This window comes from Nocardia arthritidis NBRC 100137 (assembly GCF_001612765.1).
Classification (GTDB): Bacteria; Actinomycetota; Actinomycetes; order Mycobacteriales; family Mycobacteriaceae; genus Nocardia; species Nocardia arthritidis.
In genome coordinates this window covers 69,847-91,111 of the sequence record NZ_BDBB01000001.1, presented here as the reverse complement: position 1 = coordinate 91,111, position 21,265 = coordinate 69,847, and the positions used below count along the sequence as shown (strand labels likewise).

20 protein-coding genes are annotated in these 21,265 nt (G+C 67.2%); 9 read left to right on the top strand and 11 right to left on the bottom strand.

Translation table 11 applies throughout. The annotated features are described in order from the left end of the window. Positions 1 to 28: 28 nt before the first annotated feature. The 3 genes from NA8_RS00460 to dprE1 form a co-directional block, all read right to left on the bottom strand. On the bottom strand, positions 29 to 2,008 hold the full coding sequence (locus NA8_RS00460; RefSeq protein ID WP_174550020.1) for a galactan 5-O-arabinofuranosyltransferase: 1,980 nt from the start codon (positions 2,006 to 2,008) through the stop codon (positions 29 to 31). 186 nt (positions 2,009 to 2,194) lie between these two features. Beyond that, a complete protein-coding gene (dprE2, locus tag NA8_RS00455; RefSeq protein ID WP_063048334.1) occupies positions 2,195 to 2,956 on the bottom strand; it encodes a decaprenylphospho-beta-D-erythro-pentofuranosid-2-ulose 2-reductase in 762 nt (253 codons plus the stop codon). After that, positions 2,953 to 4,440 carry a decaprenylphosphoryl-beta-D-ribose oxidase gene (dprE1, locus tag NA8_RS00450; protein WP_245663605.1) on the bottom strand — a complete coding sequence of 496 codons (1,488 nt, stop codon included), beginning with the start codon at positions 4,438 to 4,440 and terminating at the stop codon, positions 2,953 to 2,955. The genes dprE2 and dprE1 overlap by 4 nt, the downstream gene beginning before the upstream one ends. A gap of 118 nt (positions 4,441 to 4,558) precedes the next feature. Between dprE1 and NA8_RS00445 the strand changes: the two genes are divergently transcribed. Beyond that, positions 4,559 to 5,014 (top strand): GtrA family protein, encoded by a 456-nt coding sequence (locus NA8_RS00445; RefSeq protein ID WP_245663604.1) that lies wholly within the window; start codon positions 4,559 to 4,561, stop codon positions 5,012 to 5,014. Between the two features lies 1 nt (position 5,015). Here NA8_RS00445 and NA8_RS00440 read toward each other — a convergent pair whose 3' ends face one another. After that, positions 5,016 to 5,843 (bottom strand): alpha/beta fold hydrolase, encoded by an 828-nt coding sequence (locus tag NA8_RS00440; RefSeq protein ID WP_063048333.1) that lies wholly within the window; start codon positions 5,841 to 5,843, stop codon positions 5,016 to 5,018. A gap of 217 nt (positions 5,844 to 6,060) precedes the next feature. Here NA8_RS00440 and NA8_RS00435 point away from each other — a divergent pair, with 217 nt between their 5' ends. Together NA8_RS00435 and NA8_RS00425 are read left to right on the top strand one after the other, a co-directional pair. Continuing rightward, complete coding sequence (locus tag NA8_RS00435) at positions 6,061 to 7,044, top strand: AraC family transcriptional regulator (RefSeq protein WP_169810428.1); 984 nt, start codon at positions 6,061 to 6,063, stop codon at positions 7,042 to 7,044. Positions 7,045 to 7,677: 633 nt separating this feature from the next. After that, positions 7,678 to 8,277, top strand: a complete 600-nt coding sequence (locus NA8_RS00425; RefSeq protein ID WP_063048330.1) for a hypothetical protein — start codon at positions 7,678 to 7,680, stop codon at positions 8,275 to 8,277. 674 nt (positions 8,278 to 8,951) lie between these two features. Here NA8_RS00425 and NA8_RS00420 read toward each other — a convergent pair. Together NA8_RS00420 and NA8_RS00415 are read right to left on the bottom strand one after the other, a co-directional pair. Then, positions 8,952 to 9,158 carry a DUF397 domain-containing protein gene (locus NA8_RS00420; RefSeq protein ID WP_063048485.1) on the bottom strand — a complete coding sequence of 69 codons (207 nt, stop codon included), beginning with the start codon at positions 9,156 to 9,158 and terminating at the stop codon, positions 8,952 to 8,954. Next, positions 9,148 to 10,029, bottom strand: coding sequence for a helix-turn-helix domain-containing protein (locus NA8_RS00415; protein ID WP_063048486.1), 882 nt, complete (start codon positions 10,027 to 10,029; stop codon positions 9,148 to 9,150). The genes NA8_RS00420 and NA8_RS00415 overlap by 11 nt, the downstream gene beginning before the upstream one ends. Positions 10,030 to 10,411: 382 nt before the next feature. Between NA8_RS00415 and NA8_RS00410 the strand changes: the two genes are divergently transcribed. From NA8_RS00410 to NA8_RS00400, 3 genes are read left to right on the top strand one after another with little or no spacing between them, the layout of a single operon-like run. Continuing rightward, a complete protein-coding gene (locus NA8_RS00410; RefSeq protein ID WP_245663603.1) occupies positions 10,412 to 10,792 on the top strand; it encodes a hypothetical protein in 381 nt (126 codons plus the stop codon). Then, positions 10,789 to 10,998 carry a hypothetical protein gene (locus tag NA8_RS34265; protein WP_169810423.1) on the top strand — a complete coding sequence of 70 codons (210 nt, stop codon included), beginning with the start codon at positions 10,789 to 10,791 and terminating at the stop codon, positions 10,996 to 10,998. Before NA8_RS00410 ends, NA8_RS34265 begins: the two co-directional genes overlap by 4 nt. Beyond that, positions 10,932 to 11,855, top strand: coding sequence for an SAM-dependent methyltransferase (locus NA8_RS00400; protein WP_369690238.1), 924 nt, complete (start codon positions 10,932 to 10,934; stop codon positions 11,853 to 11,855). The genes NA8_RS34265 and NA8_RS00400 overlap by 67 nt, the downstream gene beginning before the upstream one ends. Here the strand turns inward: NA8_RS00400 and NA8_RS00395 are convergent. The 3 genes from NA8_RS00395 to NA8_RS00385 all read right to left on the bottom strand — a co-directional run bounded on the left by NA8_RS00395 (position 11,842) and on the right by NA8_RS00385 (position 15,602). Beyond that, positions 11,842 to 12,474 carry a pyridoxamine 5'-phosphate oxidase family protein gene (locus NA8_RS00395; protein WP_063048484.1) on the bottom strand — a complete coding sequence of 211 codons (633 nt, stop codon included), beginning with the start codon at positions 12,472 to 12,474 and terminating at the stop codon, positions 11,842 to 11,844. The two genes, NA8_RS00400 and NA8_RS00395, sit on opposite strands and share 14 nt — an antisense overlap. Positions 12,475 to 12,706: 232 nt before the next feature. Then, complete coding sequence (locus NA8_RS00390; RefSeq protein WP_063048327.1) at positions 12,707 to 14,893, bottom strand: molybdopterin-dependent oxidoreductase; 2,187 nt, start codon at positions 14,891 to 14,893, stop codon at positions 12,707 to 12,709. A gap of 190 nt (positions 14,894 to 15,083) precedes the next feature. Then, the gene (locus NA8_RS00385; protein ID WP_245663602.1) at positions 15,084 to 15,602 is read right to left on the bottom strand and encodes a hypothetical protein; all 519 of its coding nucleotides are present in this window, start codon (positions 15,600 to 15,602) and stop codon (positions 15,084 to 15,086) included. A gap of 293 nt (positions 15,603 to 15,895) precedes the next feature. On the opposite strand from NA8_RS00385, the gene NA8_RS00380 reads away from it, so the two are divergent. After that, positions 15,896 to 16,474 (top strand): DUF4282 domain-containing protein, encoded by a 579-nt coding sequence (locus tag NA8_RS00380; RefSeq protein ID WP_063048326.1) that lies wholly within the window; start codon positions 15,896 to 15,898, stop codon positions 16,472 to 16,474. Positions 16,475 to 16,715: 241 nt separating this feature from the next. Continuing rightward, positions 16,716 to 17,558 carry a helix-turn-helix domain-containing protein gene (locus NA8_RS00375; RefSeq protein ID WP_245663601.1) on the top strand — a complete coding sequence of 281 codons (843 nt, stop codon included), beginning with the start codon at positions 16,716 to 16,718 and terminating at the stop codon, positions 17,556 to 17,558. 22 nt (positions 17,559 to 17,580) lie between these two features. On the opposite strand, the gene NA8_RS00370 is transcribed toward NA8_RS00375, so the two are convergent. Further along, on the bottom strand, positions 17,581 to 18,009 hold the full coding sequence (locus tag NA8_RS00370; protein WP_063048324.1) for a MarR family winged helix-turn-helix transcriptional regulator: 429 nt from the start codon (positions 18,007 to 18,009) through the stop codon (positions 17,581 to 17,583). Positions 18,010 to 18,094: 85 nt separating this feature from the next. Here NA8_RS00370 and NA8_RS00365 point away from each other — a divergent pair, with 85 nt between their 5' ends. After that, positions 18,095 to 19,561: an MFS transporter gene (locus NA8_RS00365; protein WP_063048323.1), complete on the top strand. Its 1,467-nt coding sequence runs from the start codon at positions 18,095 to 18,097 to the stop codon at positions 19,559 to 19,561. Between the two features lie 131 nt (positions 19,562 to 19,692). Here NA8_RS00365 and NA8_RS00360 read toward each other — a convergent pair whose 3' ends face one another. Continuing rightward, the gene (locus tag NA8_RS00360; protein WP_063048322.1) at positions 19,693 to 21,255 is read right to left on the bottom strand and encodes a class I adenylate-forming enzyme family protein; all 1,563 of its coding nucleotides are present in this window, start codon (positions 21,253 to 21,255) and stop codon (positions 19,693 to 19,695) included. Between the last annotated feature and the right edge of the window lie 10 nt (positions 21,256 to 21,265).

The following is a 21,265-nucleotide window of genomic DNA, read 5'->3' as shown; positions in this document are numbered from 1 at the left end:
TTCAACCGCGGCGAATTCGCCGCAGCGGTCAGCGGTGGACGGTGACCAGCGTGAACGGCCCGATATCCGTGCTGGTGAAGCGCGAGTCGGCGAACAATTCCTTGGGGAAGCTCACCGCATAGCGCGCCACGTTCGGGTCGTTCGGGTAGACATCCTTGGCCAGCCGCAAGGTGTAGCTGTCGCCGCTGCGCCGGAACAGGAACGCGTCCGGCGCGCGCCACGGGCTCGCCGCCATCGCGTCGAGCAACTCCTGCGACGTCTTCAGTTCGCTCCAGCGCGCGATGGTGGCAGCGCGGCCCGCGAAATCGGCCAGCGGATTGGCGTAGTGCGAGGTGAGCGCCTGGAAGCCGAAATAGGGGTAGAAGGAAAGGAAGCTGGTGTCGGCGGTGAGCACCACCGTGTCGGAGCGGGGTCGGCCGGTCTGCGCGGTGAGCGCCCGGTCCACCTCGCGGTAGCGCGCAACCGCTGAGGCGGCTCGCTGGTCGGCCCGAATCCCGTCACCGTCGGTGTCGGTGTAGGCGGTGGTGATTTCGGCGGTCAGCACATGCGGGATGTCCTGGGCGAAGGCCAGCGCGCCGATCGTCGCGACGACGATCGCCACCAGCCGGAACCGGGCGGGCTCGTTCAACGCCTGGTAGATCGCCCGTGCGCCCTCCACGAACCCGAACGCGCCCGCGACCGACAGCAATACCAGCAGCACCGGCTCCAGCCGGAACGACAGCAGCGTGGTGCCCGCGGCGGTCGCCACCATGGACAGCAGCGTCCACAGGTAGATCGCGGCCACCCCGATACCCAGCGCCTGCGCCCTGCGCGACGACGCCCCGCGCAGCACCAGCCATATGGTGCCGATCAGGCACAGCGCTCCGAGCAGCGAGAACTGGAACATCGGCAGGGGCAGTTCGGCTCCGGCTTCCGGCAGGTAGTGCAGTGCGGTTCCGGAACTCGCGGTCGTGCCGCGCAGCGCCTTCGCCAAGTACGGCGCCCACACGACGAGCGCGACCAGTCCGGCGATCACCGCGATCACCACCAGTCGCGTCAGCGGCGGAACCGCCGCGCGCCAAGTGGGGCGGGCCGAGATCGTCGCGGCTCGAGCGCGGCGCGGGTGGTCGGCGGTACGCCGCGCGCGTACGGCGAAGAAGGCCGCCAGCAGCCCCATCAGAGCGACCGCGAAGGCGGCCACGAGGAAGTAGAGGGTGTAGAACGTGGCCGCCCAGCCCAGGAGCAGCCCGGTGCCGACGACCGCGCCCCACCCACCGGCGGTGCGTTGCTCGGTGTCGTCCGCCTGCACGTCCTCCAGGGGTCGATAGAGCGCGCCCCAAGCGAGCACGAGGGCGGGCGGAAACAGCAGCACGATGACGGCGCTGTACGCCTCGGGCGCGGCGTAGGCCAGGGTGACGGCCGTGCTCGCCGCAGCGACGCCCACCGCCCAATCCGCGCGGATCAGCCTCGACCACAGCACCAGCGCCACCACCGCGGCCACCGCGAGGAAGCCGATCGCGTACGGCTTGAACACCTCCCAGCCGTCCATCCCGAGCAGATTCGCCACCCGCCCGCCGATCCAGAACCAGCCCGCGGGGTAGAAGGACGGCAGATCCGCGTACGTCATATCGCGCAGCGCGGCGGAATCGGTCAGCCGCGTGAGGAACTCGGTGCGGAACTCCTGATCCACCGAGACACCGAACAGATACAGCTTCGTCGCCGCCAGCGGCATGCCGAGCGTGAACGTGACGAACGTCGAAAGACCGATCCAGGACAGCAGTTTCGCGATCCAGGGCCACTTGCGCAGCCGCAGCAGCGCGATCGCGACCGCGAGCATGACCGCGGCGGCGACCTGCCCGACCGTGGTCAGCGCCCGCGTCACGTTCGAGGCGTTGAAGGCGGGCCACTGCACCAGCGAGAACGCGACGAGCCCGACGACGGCCACCACCGCGGCGACGATCGCCGCGAGCGCGGCCTCACCGACGCCCGAGGCGATCTGCCGGAGCGCGAGCGACCTCCGCCCCGGCACCGGGGCCGGATCCGTGGAACGCGGCGGCGCTTCGTCCGTCGCGGTCACCGTGCTCAACGGACCGCTCCGCGCTCGTCGCACTGGATTACTCGCATGGCGCCTCCGGGTTCACAGGGTCCACTCCGTCAGACGATAGGTGCCCGCGCGATCACCGATCACGCGGGCACCGAGTTCGTTCGCCGAGGATCAGATCGGCAGTCTGCGGAAGATCGCGCGCGGGACGTGCCGCAGCACCATCATCACGTAGCGGAAGCCGCCCGGTGCCCAGACCAGTTCCTTGCCCCGCTGTGAGGACGCGACCGCGAGCGCCGCGACATCTTCCTTGTCGACGGTGAGCGGAGCCTCTTTGACGTGCGCCGAGAACTTGGTGCGCACCATGCCGGGCCGGATCACCAGCACGCGCGGGCCGTGCGGCCGCAGCGCTTCGCCGAGCCCGAGGTAGAAGCCGTCCAGGCCGGCTTTGGTCGACCCGTAGACGAAGTTCGAGCGCCGCACCCGCTCACCGGCGACCGACGACATCGCGATGATCCGTCCGAAGCCCTGCGCCTTCATCTTCTCGCCCACCAGCACGCCGACGGAGACCGAGGCGGTGTAGTTGATCTGGGCGACCCGCACGGCCTTGCTCTGGTTCTGCCACAGCTCTTCGGGATCGCCGTCGAGGGCGAAGGCGACGATCGCGACGTCCACGTCACCCGCGTCCCACGCGGCGTCGATCACCTTGGGATGGCTGTCGGTGTCGAGCGCGTCGAAGTCGATGACGTCGACCTGGCTCGCGCCCGCGGCTTTCATCTGGGCGACCGCGCCCTCCCGCAGCGGATCACCGGGCAGCGCCGCCAGGGTGATGCGCGCGGGCCCCTTCTTCAGGTACTCCGCGCAGATTGCCAAGCCGATCTCCGAGGTGCCACCCAGCAGCAGAATCGACTGCGGGTTGCCAACGGCATTGATCACTGCAGCTCCAGCCTTCTCGCCATATCGGACATGAACACGCCTGTGGGGTCGACGCTGCGGCGGACCTTGATCCACTCGTCGATCCGGGGATACATCTTGTGGAAGGTCTCGGCGGTGGTCCGCGAGTCCTTCGCGGTGTACAGCCGCCCGCCGAACTCGAGCACCCGCCGGTCCAGCTCGCCGACCAGTTCATTGAGGCCCGGCTTGATCGGGAAGTCGACGCAGATGTTCCAGCCCGGCATCGGGAAGCTCAGCGGGGCCTGGTTGCCCGGGCCGAACAGCTTGAACACGTTCAGCGCCGAGTAGTGCCCGGACGCCTGGATGTCGATGATGATCCGCTTGAACTCCTCGACCGCCTCGGTGGGCACCACGAACTGGTACTGGAGGAAGCCGTTGGAGCCGTAGCCGCGGTTCCACTCCGCGATCATGTCCAGCGGGTGATAGAACTGCGTCAGGTTCTGCACCTTGCCGGTGTAGTTGCCGCCCATCCGGTAGTACGCCTCGCCGATGGACATCAGCGTGACCTTGTTCATCGTCCAGTTCGGGAAGATGTCCGGGACGGTCATCAGCTGCGGTGCGTCGAACTTCAGCGGCTTGCTGCGCAGCCGCTTGGGCAGCTCGTCGAGCTTGGCCAGCCTGCCCCGGGTGATCGTGGCGCGGCCCAGCTTGGGCAGCGGGCTGATCACATCGAACCAGGCGCTCGAGTAGGTGTAGTTCGACTCGCTGCCGTCGCTGTGCGCGGCGATGGTCTCATCGAGGGTCGTGGTCTTCACGCCGTCGTTGAGGAAGTAGGCGGTTTCCGTGGGCACCATCTCGATGGTCGCGCGCAGGATGATGCCGGTGAGCCCGTTGCCGCCGACGGTCGCCCAGAACAGCTTGGCGTTGCGCTTCGGCGTGATGTGCTGCACCTGCCCGTCGGCGGTCAGCAGATCGATCGAGCGCACGTGATTGCCGAAGCTGCCCTCGCTGTGGTGGTTCTTGCCGTGGATGTCGGAGGCGATCGCGCCCCCGATCGTCACCTGGCGGGTGCCGGGCAGTACCGGCACCCAGAGCCCGAACGGCAGCGCGGCCTTCATGAGCTGGTCCAGGCTGACGCCGCCGTCCACGTCCACGATGCGGGTGTCGCGGTCGATCCGATGGATGTTGTTCAGCGCGGTCATGTCGACGACCAGGCCGCCCGCGTTCTGCGCATGGTCGCCGTAGGAGCGGCCGAGGCCGCGGGCGATCACGCCGCGCCGCAGGTGGGCGGGCTTGCCGTCGTTGTCCTCGGCGACCATGGCGACTGCCTTGGCGATCAGTTCGGGATCGCTGGTCGAGAGCACTTCGGAAGAGGTGGGTGCGGTGCGACCCCACCCGGTCAACGTGCGGGTGCGCGTCGGAAGGTCGAACGCGTTCCCCGCGGCCGGGCCGTCGTTCGTGACGCCGGCGCCCTTGTCGTTCCCGGTTGTCTTGGTGGCGGTCGGAGCTTTCGTGGACATCGGCATAGAGGCTACAGGTATGACGCCGGATAGGAACGGGGTCGCTCTACCCCTGGGTTGTGACGTACACGTCGGATCAACGCCGAATCCCGGTCATCGTCGATTCGGCGCTACGCTCGTCGGCGTGCAAGCCGAACCCCACCTGCCGCTTCCGGCGGAGTTGCCGCTGGTCGACGAGCCCGGCGGCAGCGATGTCGACCTCAAGACGCAGATCATCCGGTTCACCCTCACCGGCGGGTTCTCGGCCGTCGTCGACTACGGGCTCTACAGCCTGCTGCTCAACCTGGTGGGCCTGCCGGTCATCGTCGCCAAGTCGATCAGCTTCGTGGCGGGCACCACAACCGCCTACCTGATCAATCGCCGCTGGACCTTCCAGGCCGCGCCGAGCCGCGTCCGCTTCCTCGCCGTCGTCGCCCTCTACGCGGTGACGTTCGCGGTGCAGGTCGGCATCAACAACCTGTTCTACTTCACCCTCCCCGGTGAGTGGTGGCGCCAGCCACTGGCCTTCGTCATCGCCCAGGGCACCGCGACCGTCATCAACTTCGTCGTCCAGCGCTTGGTGATCTTCAAGATCCGCTGAGCTATTCGCTCGTCGCGGCGCGCTGGGTCAGAAAGGTCTCGACCAATCGGTTGACTTCGTCAGGGATTTCCGCTGCCGCGAGGTGTGCGGCACCGTCGACGACGACGAGTTCCGCGCCGGGAATGGACTTCGCCATGACCTCGAGTTCGGGCACGGGGAACGTGCGATCCTCGCGGCCCCCGACGATCAGTGTGGGACAGGCGATCGAGGCGAAGCGGCCTCGTTGGTCCGGGCGGTCGATCACCACGGAGCGCACGGCGTGAGCGACCGATGCCGGATCATTGCGACGCGCCACGTCGACGACCTGCCGGACCACCTGCGGGCGCGTGCGTTCGGTTGTCGGACCGAGAAATGCGCGAACCACCGATCTGGTCAGCGGTGGGCGAATTCCGCCGAGAATCCGGATCACCATCAGCAGCGTCCGGTACTGCAGCCGTTGACCGAAAGGTGCCGATGACGCCGTGCCGTTCATCAGAACAGCGGACTCGACGCGATCAGGGAATTCGGCGGCGAGGGTGCCGCCGATCATCGCGCCCCAGGAGTTCCCGATGAAATGCGTCCGCGGTAATTCGAGCTGATCCAGGATGTCGACCACGCAGCCCGCGCACTCGTCGAAGGTGAAGGGCCGCTCTAGACGACTGGACCCCCCGTGGCCGGGCGGGTCCACCGCGATGGTCAGGAAATTCCGTGCGAAGTGCGCGACCTGGGCGTCCCAGAGGGCGGCGTCCATCAGAAGGCTCGGCCACATCACGATCGGATCGCCGCTGCCGGTCAGCACGACGTGCAGCAACCCGAGCCGAGTCTGTATATGGATATGCCTGCGGTCCATGACAGTGCTCATTTCTCGCGGTGAGCGGCGGGCCGATGCCCGGCTGCGTCGTCTCCCGCTACGTCGAACGGGTCCCGCCGCCGCCGGCCGCGGCGCGCCGGTGTTCTGGGCTGTGATCTGTACGATCGGATCTCACGTTAGGCGTGGACCCATGCGCGCTCGACCTGATCCGTGCACGGGTCTGACGGAAGCGCGCACGCCGGTCTGGAGGATGCTCGTGTCGATCGCCGAGCCATATCGCGTGGAACGCGTCGATACCAGCGCGGTCCCGCCGCGCGAGTCGGCCGACTTCTGGGCTGAGCACGTCTGTCGTAATCAGGGCACGTTGCAGTGCCGCTTCGCCAGTCCGGCGTCGTTCCGCGGAGCTACGGCCGTGCAGCGATACGCGGGCTATCAGCTGATCGATTTCTGGTCCGACCGCATCGTCTACGCCAGAACCCGTGGGGACATCCGGCGTGACGGCGATGAGAGCCTGCGGATGATGATCCCGGTCGCCGGCGCGTTGCATCTTCGGCAGGACGACATCACCGCTCAGGTAATCCCGGGGTACGGCGCGGTGGTCACCAAGACCCGTCCCGTGGAATTCCGCCAGCCCCTGGCCGCGCGCGGCTGGGTGTTGAACGTCCCCGCGGGCGCGCTGCCCCTCGAGCTCGGCGCGGGACCCGCACTGATCGACCTGCGGGAGGGGCTGGGATCGGTTGTCACAGGCATGATCACCGAACTCGGCAAGCAGCGCGCGGCCGTCGACGGGCCCGAGTTCGCCTCCGCCTGTGACACGATCGTCGATCTACTCGGCCTCTGCCTGCGCCGCCGCGACGCGATGCCCACCGTGCTGGCCACGGTGGACGCCGCGGTCCGCGATCACGTCCGCCGCCACGCCGACGACCCGGGCCTGACGCCCACCGCGATCGCGCGAAGCCTCGGCTGGTCACTGCGCCAGATCCAACTGGCAGTGCACCACACCGGTACGACACCGAGCGACCTGATCCGCGCCGAACGGCTCGACCGCGCGCACCGCCGCCTGCGCGAAGCCCCACGCGACCGCACCGTCGCCGACATCGCGTACGCCAGCGGTTTCCGCTCGCTCAGCGCGTTCGGAGCCGCGTTCAAGGCGCGGTTCGGGGTGAGTCCGCAGGAAATACGACCGCGCTTTCCCCGGGCCCCGCGACCGTCATCAACTTCGTCGTCCAGCGCTTGGTGATCTTCAAGATCCGCTGAACACCGCACGGCCGCCCCCTGCCGCGCAGCGGGCGGCGAGTTCAGTCGTTGCCGCATTGCTGCCAAGCGTGATTCTGTCCCGAATCAATGGAACCGACGCGGAGCCGAGCGCGTCATAGATTTTGAGTGGCCATCCTGGATCACTCGTACACAGCCGGTTGGAGTCAGCGATTCTGCGATGCCAACGGCATGTGCGGCGGCTAGGGCCGAATTCGGCAAAGGGGGATTGTGTGGGATCAGGTCAGTCGGAAACTCGCTGTATCAGCAGCTCGTGGGTGTTGAGGGGGTTGGGTGTGGTCCTTGCGGTGCTCGCGGCGAGCATCTCGATAGTCGCACTCGCGCCAGGAAACGCTTCAGCCGGTCCGATAGTACGGCGCGGCTGCACCTGGCAAGACCCGTCGGGCTGCCGAGCACATGAGGGTATGGAGGAGCAGATGACGCTATGTCAGTACGGACAGCGTGGGCTGGATGACGTTCTGGGCTCGCCGCCCGGCTCTCGCAGACTGTTGATGACGTGTAGTTCATATCAGCACATGATGGACGATCACGATGCTGATGAGGATCCGGTTGTGCACGTGGCCAAGGGTGAGTTGCGGTCGTCGATCGGCTGTGGGCGGTGATCGGTACCGATCGAGAGATCGTGTGGCGGTGGGCGATGGCGGGCCATATACCGCTCACCGCCGTGGACGATTTTCGCAGGCAGTCGCCGATCGAACGCGACTTCGTGGATGGACTGCTGCTCCGGTTGAGCGGAGCCCATCTCGATGACGGAACGTTGGATAGCTTCACTGTCCCCGTCATGCTCTACAGCCGATTCATTCGGGAGGGCTGCTGGTCGGGAGAACGAGTTCTCCCGAAGTCGGTAACCGGCGAATTGGCGCGGCTGGCCTCATCATCAGCGCCGGGCCGCCCAGTTCTTCCCGCGCAGGCGACCGAATTCATGGTCCGTGTCGCGGATAATCCGCTCCCGAGAGAGGCTGCCCTCACGATTCGTGCTGCAATCTTCGCCAGCCGGATATCAGAAGATCTCGTGCACCCGATCGTGGGAGCCGAACGCTGGCCCACCCCGATGGCGGAGTACGACGAGGACTCGCCCGCTGCCGCGACGATGCGCCAGTTGCCGAGCCTCGTTGATCGCTGGCTGCACGACGTCGTGTCCCGGGACTCGATCGAAGCGGAGGTCAGGCGACTGGCAGCCGCGCACCGGTGGCGTTGACCGATCTCATCCGGCGACCGGCAAGTTCGCAGAGGAGCGGAAGGCGGCGATTGACAATTCGATCAGCTGTCGTGAACGGGTGGATGGTAGCCGCCGCGAGGCGAGACAGCCCGGCTCCCTGACGTTCACGTCGGTGAGCCGCGCCGATGCGGTCAGTGACGGTTGAATTCGCCGTGCGTCACGTGCGTGCGGTGAAGGTGTCCCACTCGCCAGGGGTGAACAGGTTGGTGCGGTGTGTTCTCCAACGCGTTGATCAGGCGCTCACACTGGACGCGCGGCCGAGTGGCATCGCCGAGCCGAACTCGGTCTCGGACGTCGACGGTGTTTGGGGATGGGGAGTACCCAGCCGGCCTGGCTCCTCGACGCCATAGACGACCAGCGCACCTACAACACCACCGTCGCCTTCTCCTCGTGATCGCCAGTGGGCGTCCTTTCCGGCGAGGGTGGCACATGGTCGCGGCATCGTCCGAGAGAAGGTCTCCAGCGTGTGCCACTCGCGGGTCGACCACTATGAAGTCGCAGGTCTCGGCGGGAGGGTTGCGGCCTCTGCGCTGGGGTGACCGTGGGTCGGCCATATCGGGGATGACAACCCGATCGCAGAGGGCAACTGATACGGAATCGGCCCGGCTCCTAACGTTTCGAGTCAGTGGGCCGGGCCGTGTCGGTCGATGTGGTCAGTGGCGGTGGAATTCGCCATCCGTCACGCCTGCGGTGAAGGCGTCCCATTCGCCGGGGGTGAATACCAGCGCGGGGCCGGTCGGATTCTTCGAGTCGCGTACGCCGATGTGTCCTTCGGCGAGGAACGCGACTTCGACGCAGTCTTGGCTAGCTCCGCTGCGGCTGCTCTTGAACCACCGTGCTCCGGATAGGTCACTGCTCACGCCCATACTCCTTCTCTAGCTCCCGGAGAAGTCTGCGGCTCTCCTGGACATCCATGGCCGCGCTCCGGAGCACCTCGTACGCGTCACCATACCGCTGCACAGTGCCGGGTTTATCCACATAGAGCGCGCCCGTGAAGCCTTCCATGTACACGACAGGCGGCTCGATCGGACGGTTCTTAGTGTCGGTGCCGAACTCCAGGATCGTGAATGGGCTGATCTGATCACCGGTGGGGTAGCCCGCGTTGGACGGTAGAACCCGGAGCGTGATATTTGCGCGACGACTGGAGTCGATCAAGGCGCGCGTCTGTTCTGTCATTGTCCTTTTCGAACCGATTATCTGGCGTAGTACCGACTCGTGGATAACCGCGTCCATCTCGACCGGACTAACTGGCCGCGTGATCAGAGACTGTCGTTTGATTCGCAGCTGGACGCGTCGCTCGATCTCTGTCGCACGCTCGTCGGGCCGTCTGGCAGTAATGAGTGCCTGCATGTATCGAGGCACCTGAAGTAGGCCCGGGACGAGTTCGGACTGGTACACCGTCAGCCGCTTTGCGGAGTTCTCCAAACCTACATAGACATCGAAGTTTTCCGGAATCAGGTCACCGTAGGCATGCCACCACTCGGGCGCGTTAGCTTGCCGGGCCAAGCCGACTAGTGCGTCGACTTGCTCCGCGTCCGCCTCGTAGATCCGGCACAGCTCTTTGACGTCGGCGTCACGGACCTTGTCTACCTGCCCCTTCTCAACTCGCTGCAACATCGTGGGGCTCCACTGCATGAGTTCGGCCGCGTTCGCGATCGTAAGTCCGATCGCCGTTCGCAGCTCACGCAGATGGCGACCCAGCTGCCTGCGCGGAACCGTAGAACCTTCCATGTCCACCCCTCTCAGCTCGCATCCTCCACCTCGGAGAATCCTCGCATCCAGGCTGAATCAGCCGCTGGGACTTCAGAAAATCTGTGATGGATATTCAGAGTAAGTGGTGATCTGGCGGTTTGCCGATGCTGAACTTGGCGCACGCGCTCGGTGGGAGGCCTGAGGATCTTCCGCAACTCCGCAGCAAGGGCCAAGAGCCGGGCGCCCTTCGCGCGATCTTCGATACGAGTAGGGGGCTTTCGAGATGGACCATGAGCCGTTCGAGGACACACCGGTCTCGCGGTGCCAGTTCTACCGCCGCGCATGCGGTCTACCCGCTGTCATCGACCCGCCCGGATTGGGGCGGATCGTCATGCATGCTGGCAGCGTGTGGGGGATCACGATGCCCGCGCGGTTGGGGCAGGCGGTGCGGGCGCATCTGCATGGACAGGGGAATTCGGTCGGGCCGATCATCGGCCATCCACGCTCCGGCAGGTGGACGTTCTTGATTCGGCCGGATCTCGGGGAGGTCGATGACATGCGGCTGTTCGCAGAGCTGTTTCGGCTGGATGTGTCCGTCGCTCGTGCGGGGGCGGCGATCGCGCTGCCGTCGCCCACCGCGTCGGCCGGGGCGATTCGTCAGTGGATCGAACCGCCTGCCAGTGCTTTTCGGCCGTCCGGCGTCGCCGTGGTAGAGGCGATCCGCGCTTGGGCCGATCAAATTCCCCGCCGTCGGACGCGCGAAGGTGACCGGCCATTCGATATCGCCGAGGTACACGGGTGATGGTCGCGATCGTCATCGCTGGAGTTGTGCTCTGGTTCGTGGCGAACTTCCTGGTCGCGATGGCGGTTCTGGAACGCCGCGTCGGGCGCGAAGTTCCGCGCTACGAACCTCTTCCAGCGACGGTCACAGGCGCCGTGGCATGGATGCTGGCACAGACACTGCCGACCACTCGCCCGCTGGTCGCCGCGAACCGGGCATCGGCGTGAACGCCCGTATGCCGGGGGAACTCCCGCACGGAACCGGTGTGCGTGCACCGGTCGGGCCGGACCCGACGCGCCCCAGCATCGCTCGGGTACACGATTACAGCCTCGGAGGTAAAGACAACTACGAAGTCGACCGGAGCTTCTTCCATGACATCCTCCAACTCGCCCCGAACATGCGAAAAGTGCCTTCGATGTCGCGACTTTGGCTGGATCGCCTCGTTCGCCACCTTGTAGGCGAGGTCGGTATCGACCAGATCGTCGACCTCGGGGCCGGGCTGCCCGCAGCTACGAACATTCACGAGATCGCGCACCAGTACGACAGGGGAGCGCGGGTGGTCTACGTGGACAACGATCCGCTCTGCTGCACTCACGGCCGCGCCCTGCTCGAGCGGCATGCGGGTGTCCGTTACGTGCAAGGTGATCTGACGGAACCGCGAACCCTGCTGCCGGAAATCGCCGGCCACATCGTGCCCGGTCGCCCGCTCACAGTCATTCTGTCCGGCGTCCTGCATCACGTGCCCGATGAACTCGACCCCGCGGCGATCGCCCGCGCGTACACCGAGTTCCTGCCGCCGGGTTCGTACCTCGCGATCAGTCACTACCTCGACCCCACGGACGATCCCGCTGCCCACCGGCTCGCCCGCGAACTCGAGCACCGCTTCGTCCACGGTGTGGGTTCAGGCTGGTTTCGCACCCGCGAACAGATCGCCACCTACTTCGGCGGGCTGGAGCTTGTCGACCCCGGTCTGGTCGAACTCGGCGACTGGTGGCCTTACGGTCCCGCACCGCGTCCGCGATCAGTCGAGGAGCGACTGATGCTGGGCGCGCTGGGCCGCGTACCTACCCTCACGACCCGCTGACGAGCGACTCGGCCAGCTCGTTCTTCTCCGCCTTCGCTCCGAAGTAGTCGCCGCCCTTGGCCCGCACGTTGTCGGTGCCCCACTCACGCTGTTCGCGTGGTGCGGGAGCCAGGTGCGGGATGTGCTTGCGGCAATGGATATAGGCCTCTTCCACGCGGACCACGACCCAGTGTTCGGCCACCCGGCCCTTGTGGTTGACCGGCAGGTCGGAAACGACGTTGCGCAGGGCGAGATCGGAGACGATGTGGGCCGAACCGTTGATGTGCAGTCCGATGAGGTCACGCACGAAATCGAGGAGCAGTATCCCGACGTGCGCGTTCTCCAGGATATTGCCGAGGCTGGCCATGACGCCGTTGCCACGGTATTCCGGATAGGCGATCGTATGTTCATCGATGACGTGCAGGAAACCGGGCGGTCCGGCACGGAAACTCGAGTCGCATTCGCCGTTTTTGTCCGCCGTGGCGATGAACGCCATATCCATCCGGCCGATGAAATCGATCATCGTCGGGTTGAGGCTGTCGAGCACCTGATCGTCGTAGAACCGCTGTGCTCGATCTTGTGTTCCGTGCCGTTCCTGCAGCTCACGCTCGCCGCTGCTGCCACTGTGCATGCCGGGCATCGCCGCTCCCTCTGGTCGCCGGAATCCGGGGTCCACCAGGCTCGACATTGAACCGCGGTCGTACCGAGATCGTGTCGATTTTAGATGAGGATCGCTCGGCAAAACGTGGAAATCGGCATCGAAAATTCCGCCGATTTTCGTGCCTACCAAGCATTTCGGGCGATTAGCTAAAAGCCGACCGGCCGGAACTTTTTGCGGCCGGTCGGCATTTGCGGGAGTGGTCGGCGGTGTGTCAGGCCGGGGTCAGCGTGACCGGCACCCCGTTGAACACGGCGTTGCCGGAGGGCGCGTCTACCACCGAATCATCGGTGAGCACATTGGCGTTGACACCCGCGTGCGCGCGGGCCACGGTCTGGCCGCTGTCGGCGTGGCCCCACCCGTGCGGCAGGCTCACCACGCCGGGCATGATGGCCTCGGTCGGCTCCAGCGGAACCGTCAGGGTCCCGGCGGCCGACTTGACCACCGCTTGATCGCCGAGTCCCAGCCGGGCCACGTCGGCCGGGTTGATGTGCAGCGTGCAGCGATTCGACCCGCTCACCAGCGGCGCGATGTTGTGCATCCAGCTGTTGTTGGACCGCAGCTGCCGCCGCCCGATCAGCACGATCTCCGGCGCCTCGTCGGCCAGGCGCGCCCGCATCCGCGCCACGTCGTCGAGCAGGGGCTGTGGGGCAAGGTCCACGCGGCCGCTCGCCGTGCGCAGGACGCCCGGCAGGCGCGGTTGCAACGGGCCGAGGTCGATGCCGTGCGGGTTGTCCAGCAGCGCTTGCAGATTGAGCGTGCCGCCGTTCCACTCGCCGTACGGCCCGAGACGCAACATGAGGTCGATGCGCTGTTCGGTGCTGTTCTCGCCGATCAGGTCGCCGCGCCGCTCCGCGAGCCCAGCCTTGTGCAGCAGGCCCGCTATGACGAGTTCGTCCATGGCGGTGAGCGGATCCATCCCGTCGGAGCCGTTGTGCGGCCTGCCGGTGAGCGCGGCGGCCAGGCGTGCCAGGACGGCGGGCTCGGAGGGCCGGTTACCCAGCGGCACCAGCGGGCGCGAGTAGCGGGTGTAGTTGCGCACCGCGAATTGCAGCAGCGCGAAATCATAGTGCGGGGACTGGGTGGAACGCGGGGGAGGCAGGATCACATCGGCGTGCCTGGTGGTCTCGTTCACGTAGCGGTCCACGCTCACCATGAAGTCGAGCTGGGCGAATGCCTCGTCCAGGCGGGCGCCGCTCGGCGCGGACAGCACGGGATTGCCCGCTACCGTCACCAGGGCGCGGATCTGCCCCTCGCCGGGCGTGGTGATCTCGTCGGCGAGCGTCGCGACGGGCAGCTCGCCCATCGCCTCGGGTAGCCCGCGAACCCGGCTGGTCCAGCGCCCGGCGCGGAACGGCCTGGTCCGGGGGATGCCGCCGGCGGCAGCGGTGGCGAACATCGCGCCGCCAGGGGAGTCGAGGTTGCCGGTCAGCGCGTTGATCGCGTCGACCAGCCATTGCGTGATCGTGCCGAATTCGGCGGTGCAGGTGCCGATGCGGGCGTACACCGCGGCGGTCGGCGCCGCCGCGAGCTCGCGGGCGAGCCGCACGATCGTGGACGCGGGTACCCCGGTGCGGGCCGCGACCGTATCCGGGTCGAACGCGGCGGCGGTCGTGCGCAATTCGTCCAGGCCGGTGACTTCCACGCGCAGATCGGTCAATTGCTCGGCGAAGAGCGTGTGCACGATGCCGAACAGCAGGTAGGCGTCGCTGCCCGGCCGGATGAACAGGTGCTCGTCGGAGAGTTTCGCGGTGCGGGTCACCCGAGGGTCGACCACCACGAAGCGGCCGCCCCTGCCGCGCAGGGCCTTCAGTCTGCCCGGGAAATCCGGCGCGGTGCACAGCGAACCGTTCGATTCCAGCGGATTGGCGCCCAGCATCAGCAGATAATCGGTGCGGTCCAGGTCGGGCACCGGCACGGTCAGCGGGTCGCCGAACATCAGCCCACTGGCCACTTGCTTGGGCATCTGGTCGGCGGTGCTGGCCGAGTAGATGTTCTTGGTGCCCAGCGCGCGCAGCAGCATCGGCACGTACAGCGTGCCCGCCACGGTGTGCGCGTTCGGGTTGCCCAGGTAGGCCGCGGCCGACTGGTTCCCGTGCTCGGCCACGACGGCGGGGAACCGCTCGGCGATGTAATCGAAAGCTTCGTCCCAGGTCGCGGTGCGCCAGGCGCCGGTCGCGCGATCACGGATCAGCGGTTCGGTCACCCGGTCCGGGTCCTCGTCGAGATGGCCGAAGCTGGCTCCCTTAGGGCAGATGAAGCCCTTGCTGAAGGGATCGCTGCGGTCGCCGCGGACCGAGGTCACGTGGTCGTCGGGGTCCAGGGTGATGTCCAAGCCGCAGACCGCCTCACAGAGTGGGCAGGTCCGCAGCAGATTGCGCGATTGCGTGATCGGGGCCATACCCCATCTTGTCGTCCGGCGGTGAAACTGAAAAGAGAACGCTCGATATCGGCAACGCCAAACGACCGGTACCCGGCGGCGCTCCGGGGTGGGGATCCGGAGCGTCAGGACGGATACCGGTCGCAAACAGGCCGGGTAGCGCGGCCCCGGCCCGCGATCAGCAGGTTCATCCGATCCAGGGAGGCGTTGCTCAGCAGGCGATGGTCAGCTTGGTGCGGCGCGCGGAGGTGGCGGCGCGCACGGCCGCGGCGAGGGCGACGACAGGCGGTACCCAACGCGCCTCGGCGGGCGCGACGCCCCAGCAGGCCGAGCCGGCCGAGAGCTGGGTGGGCGGCAGCGGGATGCCGGCGCCGTCGGCGTACACGGTGGCCCCGGCCTCGCGCAGCGCCTGCAACGCCATCGCGGCCTTGCGGACGCCGGTGACCAGGTGGATCTCGCGACGCTCCGGGCCGGGGATCTCGATCACCGCGCCGGACAGGTTGTTCGCGCGCAGGAAGCGGCGGACCTCGCCGGCCAGTTCGCCGGTGACCTCGATGCCGGACAGGTCGTCGTCGGTGATCAGGCTCAGACCGTTGGCCGTTTCGGCGACCGTCCACCCGCGCTGGTTGTAGTCCTGCGCAGCGGCGGTCAGTTCGGCCGCCGTGACGGAAGTCGGAAACGTGGTGCGCACTGTCTTCTCCATTCCCCGGTAGATCTTTGGGTCCTGCATTCATGGGTCGTATCGGCGGGGGCCGCCACGGGCGTTACGCGTTCTCCGAGAAAATTTCCGGAGTGTCGCCTACGTCTCATTTCCGAGAGGTTCGTACGTGTTCCGCCGGGCATCCCGAGGTGGCTCGCCGTGGTTGCCACGCAGCTACTTTCGACCCCGGACCTGGCCACTCGCTGCGCCGCAGCTGTGAGGTCGCTGTGGACTGGCCCCCCGGGAGTCGCGGGTGCGAAAACATACCGGTGGCGTGCGTTTCCGGCTGGATCCGAGCGACCCGGGCAAGGAGGATTCTCGGCATGAGTGACGAACCCCACGGCGCGGGCGCGCCCGCGGACCGCGAAACCGCGGACGCCGAGGAGTACGAGGCCGAGTCGCGCTGGCTCACGTGGAAGGAGTCGGCGGCCAAGCGGCTCGCCGGGGCCGCCTCCGACGAAGAGGAACCCGCCGAGCCGTTCCGCAGCCCCCGTGCGTTCGCGCAGTGGAGCGTCGCCGCCGCACGTGCCCTGCTCGATGTGCAATTCCACCGTCCGGCCACCCGCACGCTCTTGCCGCTGGCCTACATGCTGGGGCTGGTGTTCGCGTTCGCCGTGCCCCTCGCGCTGACGGTGGCGGCGTGGCGGGTGTCCGCGATGCTCGGCGTGCTCGCCGCGCTGCTGGGCGTCCCGCTCGGCCTGACCATCGCGGCCGCCGTCCGCCTGATGCTCGAGTTCCTGGTGAACGCCGCGCGCCTGGCGACGAGGGTGGAGCACATCAGCGAACTGGCCGACGACCTGTTCCAGGCGTTGTCGGACGTGGCCGAGCCGGTCAACCAATTGTCCGAAGACGTTCGCGCGGTGCAGTTCTGGCGCTTCCGCAAGCGCAACCCCCGCAGGTAGGGGCGAAAACTCGACGTGCGGAAGTGATTTGACTCGCCGAAGCCATCGGCCTGGCTGAGACGCGCGCCGTGACCGCTGCGAGTTTCACTGTGAACAATGCTGTTCGGATACCCGGCACATCCACCACGGGTCTCCGGAGAGGGCGCGCCGCGCCGCAGACCGCGCAGATGCACGGTGCGGGCGGTGTACGGCTGGACAGGGGGGAAGCATGGCTTTACCACAGGGAACGACCGGATCGACGATGCCGCGACGGCAGCTCGGCAGGCGCTTGCGCGATCTGCGCACCCGTGCCGGGATGACCACGCGGGTGGCCGCGCACCAGCTGGAGTGGTCGGAGGCGAAGATCTGGCGGATCGAGACCGGCCAGACCTCGCTGCGTGGTCTCGATGTCGAGGCGATGTGCAAGGTCTACGGCGCGCCGCCCGACCTGCTCGAACCGCTGCGCGCGCTGGCGCGCGATACGAAGGCCAAAGGCTGGTGGACCGCCTACGGCGACGTGATCCCGGAGGGCTTCGACGTCTACATCGGGCTGGAAGAGGCGGCCGCCCGGCTGTTCACCTACGAGAACGAGCTCGTCCCCGGACTACTGCAGACCGAGGGCTACACCCGGGCGGTGTTCACGGCGGCACACCCGGAGTTCTCCGCCGGCGAGATCGACCGCAGGGTGCGGTTGCGCCAGGCCAGGCAGGCGCTGGTCACCCGCGCCGACGCGCCGCTGCGGCTGGACGCGCTGATCGACGAGGCCGTCTTGCGACGGCGCATCGGCGACCCGGAGGTAACCGCCGGGCAGCTCGACCACCTGCTGCGCATGACCGAACTGCCGAACGTCCGGCTCCGGGTGGTGCCCGCCGAGTGCGGTTACCACGACGGCATGACGTCGGGCCGGTTCGTGCTGCTGGAGTTCCCCGAGGTGCGCTCCGGCGAGCCGTCCGAGCCGCCGGTGGTCTACCTCGAGGCGTTCACCGGGCCGGTCTATACGGACAAGGAACACGAGGTCGCGCGCTTCCGGGCGGCATTCGCGAGCGCCGGGGCGGTTGCGGTCGACGCGCGAGCACGCGTCGAAGAAGCCAGGAAATCGCTCTGATCGGGCCTTATCCGGGCGTTGATCAGCACTTCGGCGGCCCCGGCAAGTCCCAGGTGTCGTTCAAGACCGCCCGGTGGGTGGGCAGGGCCTGCTCGTAGACCTCGCGGCCCTTCTCGGTCAGGCACACGAACACGGCGCGGCGGTCTTGCGCGCACATGGTGCGCTGGACGAGGCCGTCGCGCTCCAGCCGGGCCACGGCCCGCGAGAGCGCGCTCTGACTGAGGTAGATGTCGTTGGCCAGGTCGCTCATGCGGTAGTCGCCGCAGTTCGCGTCCACCAGCCGGTCCAGCGTCTCGAATTCGCTGAGCCCGATGTGATGCCCGTGCTGCAGCGCCTTCTCGAGTGCGCAACTCACCGCCGCGTGCCGGTCGAGCAGCTCGCGCCACTCTCCAACCAGCCCGGCCGACGCGAGATCGCGCCGGACTGTGCTCACGGTGGTCGGCTTCGACATGGCCCCATCTTAGTGGCCCCGGTGAGTGCATGCAACCGCATTAAATGTGTTGGCATTTAATGCACGCGCATGTAATGTCTCCCGCATGACTTCACCAGCAACGCTCTCGGCCGCTCAGGCGGCCGATCCGGCCAGATGGTCAGCCCGGCTCTGGGGCATGCTGATCACGCTGTGCATCGTGTTGTTCCTCGACGGCCTCGACGTTTCGATGATCGGTGTCGCCTTGCCGTCCATCGGCGCGGAACTCGATCTGTCCACCTCGACCCTGCAATGGCTGGTCAGCGGCTACGTGCTCGGCTACGGCGGGCTGCTGCTGCTCGGCGGCCGCACCGCGGACCTGCTCGGGCGCCGCAAGGTCTTCCTGATCGCCCTCGCGGTCTTCGCGGTCGCGTCGCTGGCCGGCGGTCTGGTCAGCTCCGGTCCGCTGCTGATCCTCACCCGCTTCGTCAAGGGCCTGGCCGCCGCATTCACCGCGCCGACCGGCTTGTCCATCATCACCACGAACTTCGCCGAGGGCCCCGCCCGGAACAAGGCGCTGTCCATCTACACGGTGTTCGGCGCGGGCGGCTATTCCATGGGCCTGCTGTTCGGCGGCCTGATGACCGGCGTCGGCTGGCGCTGGACCTTCCTGCTGCCGGTGCCGATCGCGCTGGCCGCGCTGGTCTCGGCGTACGTGCTGGTGCCCAAGGACAAGCCCGCCGAGGAAGGCGGACACGACCTGCTGGGTGCGCTGCTGTCCACCACCGCCATGCTGCTGCTGGTCTACACCGTGGTGGCCGCACCGGAAGCCGGCTGGGCGTCGGCGCGCACCATCGGCTCGTTCGTCGCGGTCGTCGCACTGTTCGCCGGGTTCGTCGCGGTGGAGAAGCGGGTGCGCTACCCGCTGGTCCGCCTCGGCATCCTGCGCAAGTCCTCGCTGGTCCGCGCCAGTCTCGCGATCGTCGCGGTGGCGGGCTCCTACTTCAGCTGGCAGTTCATCGTGACCCTGTACATGCAGGACACCCTCGACTGGTCCCCGCTGAAGCTGGCGATGGCGCTGCTGCCGGTCGGTCTGCTGGTGGTGCTCTCGGCGTTCTTCTCCGACAAGCTCGTGGATCGTTTCGGCACCGGGCCGGTGATCGCGGTGACCATGGTCGTGATGGCCGTCGGTTACCTGCTGTTCCTGCGGCTGGACACAGCCCCCTCCTACCTGACGATGCTGCTGCCCGCGGTGCTGCTCATCGGCATCGGCTGGGTAGGCTTCCCCGCCATCAACATCCAGGCCACCAATGGCATCGAGGACGAGGAGCAGGGTCTCGCGGCCGGCGTGCTGCAAACCTCCATGCAGGTCGGCGCGGCCATCGTGCTCGCGGTGACCACCGCGATCATCTCCTCCGGCGCACACGCCGACATCTCGGCCGCCGGGATGCTCGACACCTACCGTCCCGGTCTGGAGTTCGCCGCGGGCGTGTCCATCGTCGGCGCACTCGTCGCCCTGCTCGCCTTCGCGCCGCGGTTCCGCGGCCGGGAGCGGGCGGCGGACGAGGCGAAGGAGTTGCAACTCGTCGCCTGACCGAGGTGGTGAAACGTCGAGCGCCGTAACCCGGCACCGGGTGGCGGCGCTCGACGTATGCGGTCGCAATATGTCCGGCCACGCCGGGCAGCGAATCGGCCGTCTACCGGGGCGGCGCCGCAGTGGACCGGTTAGCCCGCGGCGCCCGATTGTGCTGATTGGTTGCGAAGGGCGGCCTTGTGTACCTTGCCGGACGGTGACAAAGGAAGGTCCGGCCTGATGATGATCTCCCTGGGAACCTTGTAATCCGCGATTTTGTCCGCGCAGAATTGCTTCAGGTCGCCTTCGGTGAGCTGAGAGTCCGGCGTGAGGACAACGTAGTAGCGGCCGATCTCGCCGAGCACCGGATCGGGTACGCCGATACCGGCTGCCATGAGGACCTGGGGGTGCTCCGCCAGTATGTTCTCGACTTCGATCGGGTAGATGTTGTATCCGCCTTGGACGAACATGTCCTTGGCCCGGCCGTGCAGGGTGATGAAGCCGTCGTTATCGGTCCGGGCGATGTCGCCGGTGCGCAGCCAGCCGTCGCTACCGATGGCGTCGGCCGTTTCCGCGGGCATGTTGTGGTAGCCCGCCATGACCGAAGGGGTTCGGAGCAGGAGTTCGCCGGTTTCGCCGACGGAGACTTCGGTCCCGGCGGCATCGGCGATCTTGATCCGCACGGTCGGAAGCGGTCGACCTATCGCGCGCGCGGTCGTTTCCGTGTCGCCGTCCCAAGGGGTCATCACGACCGCACCCGAGGACTCACTGAGCCCGTAGAGGTTCATCACGGTGGCGTTCGGAAATGAGTTGATCAAACGTTCGAGTAAGGCTGGTTCCGCGTTGGCACCGCCAGTGACCACGAGCCGAACCGCAGCGGTGTCGACGGTGGTGAACCGGGAGTGGTTGAGTAGCAGCGTGTGCATGGTCGGTACCCCGACCCAGATCGTGAGGTCCGCCGTGTGGAACAGTTCGGCGGCCGCGGCGGCATCGAAGGTCGGCAGCAGCACGCTGCGGGCGCAGGCGACCAGCGCGGCGAGTACGCAACAGGTGATGCCGCTGACATGGTTGAGCGGTACGGCTACCGGTAGCGTGTCGCCAGGGCCGAGCCGCATGTGACCCGCTTGCGCGGTGGCGGCCGCGAGCTGGCCGGCATGCGTCAGAACTGCTCCTTTGGGCCGTCCGGTGGTCCCGGACGTATAGATGATCATGACCGGATCGTTCTCGCGGACCGCGTCCTCGGCTTCGGTGAGCAGCACGGTGTCCGCCGGTGTGGACGAAAGCTCATCTAGCGTGTGGTCGCCGCCCGCGCCGAAGGTCACCACGGTTTCCAGATGTGGAAGACGATCTCGTAGGCCGGCCAGTATGCCCAGAAAGTCGATTCCTTCGCTGGACGGCACCGTGACCACCGCTCGTGTACAGGAATCGCCGAGGATGCGGGCGAACTCGTTCTCCCGGTATCGGACACTGAGCCCGACCACCACCGCACCGATTTTGGCGGCCCCGAAGTACACAGCGAGCCACTCGGGGGTGTTGGGCCCGTTGACGGCGATGCGATCACCCCGCCGGATGCCCAGCCGTAGCAATCCGGTGGCGACCCGGTCCGACCATGCATCCATTTCGGCGAACCGGATCTTCCGGTCGTCCGCGATCCAGCCCACAGCATCCGCGGCAGTGGTCGCCGCCCTGTGGAGGACGTCGTGAATACGCTCCACGGAAGTACTC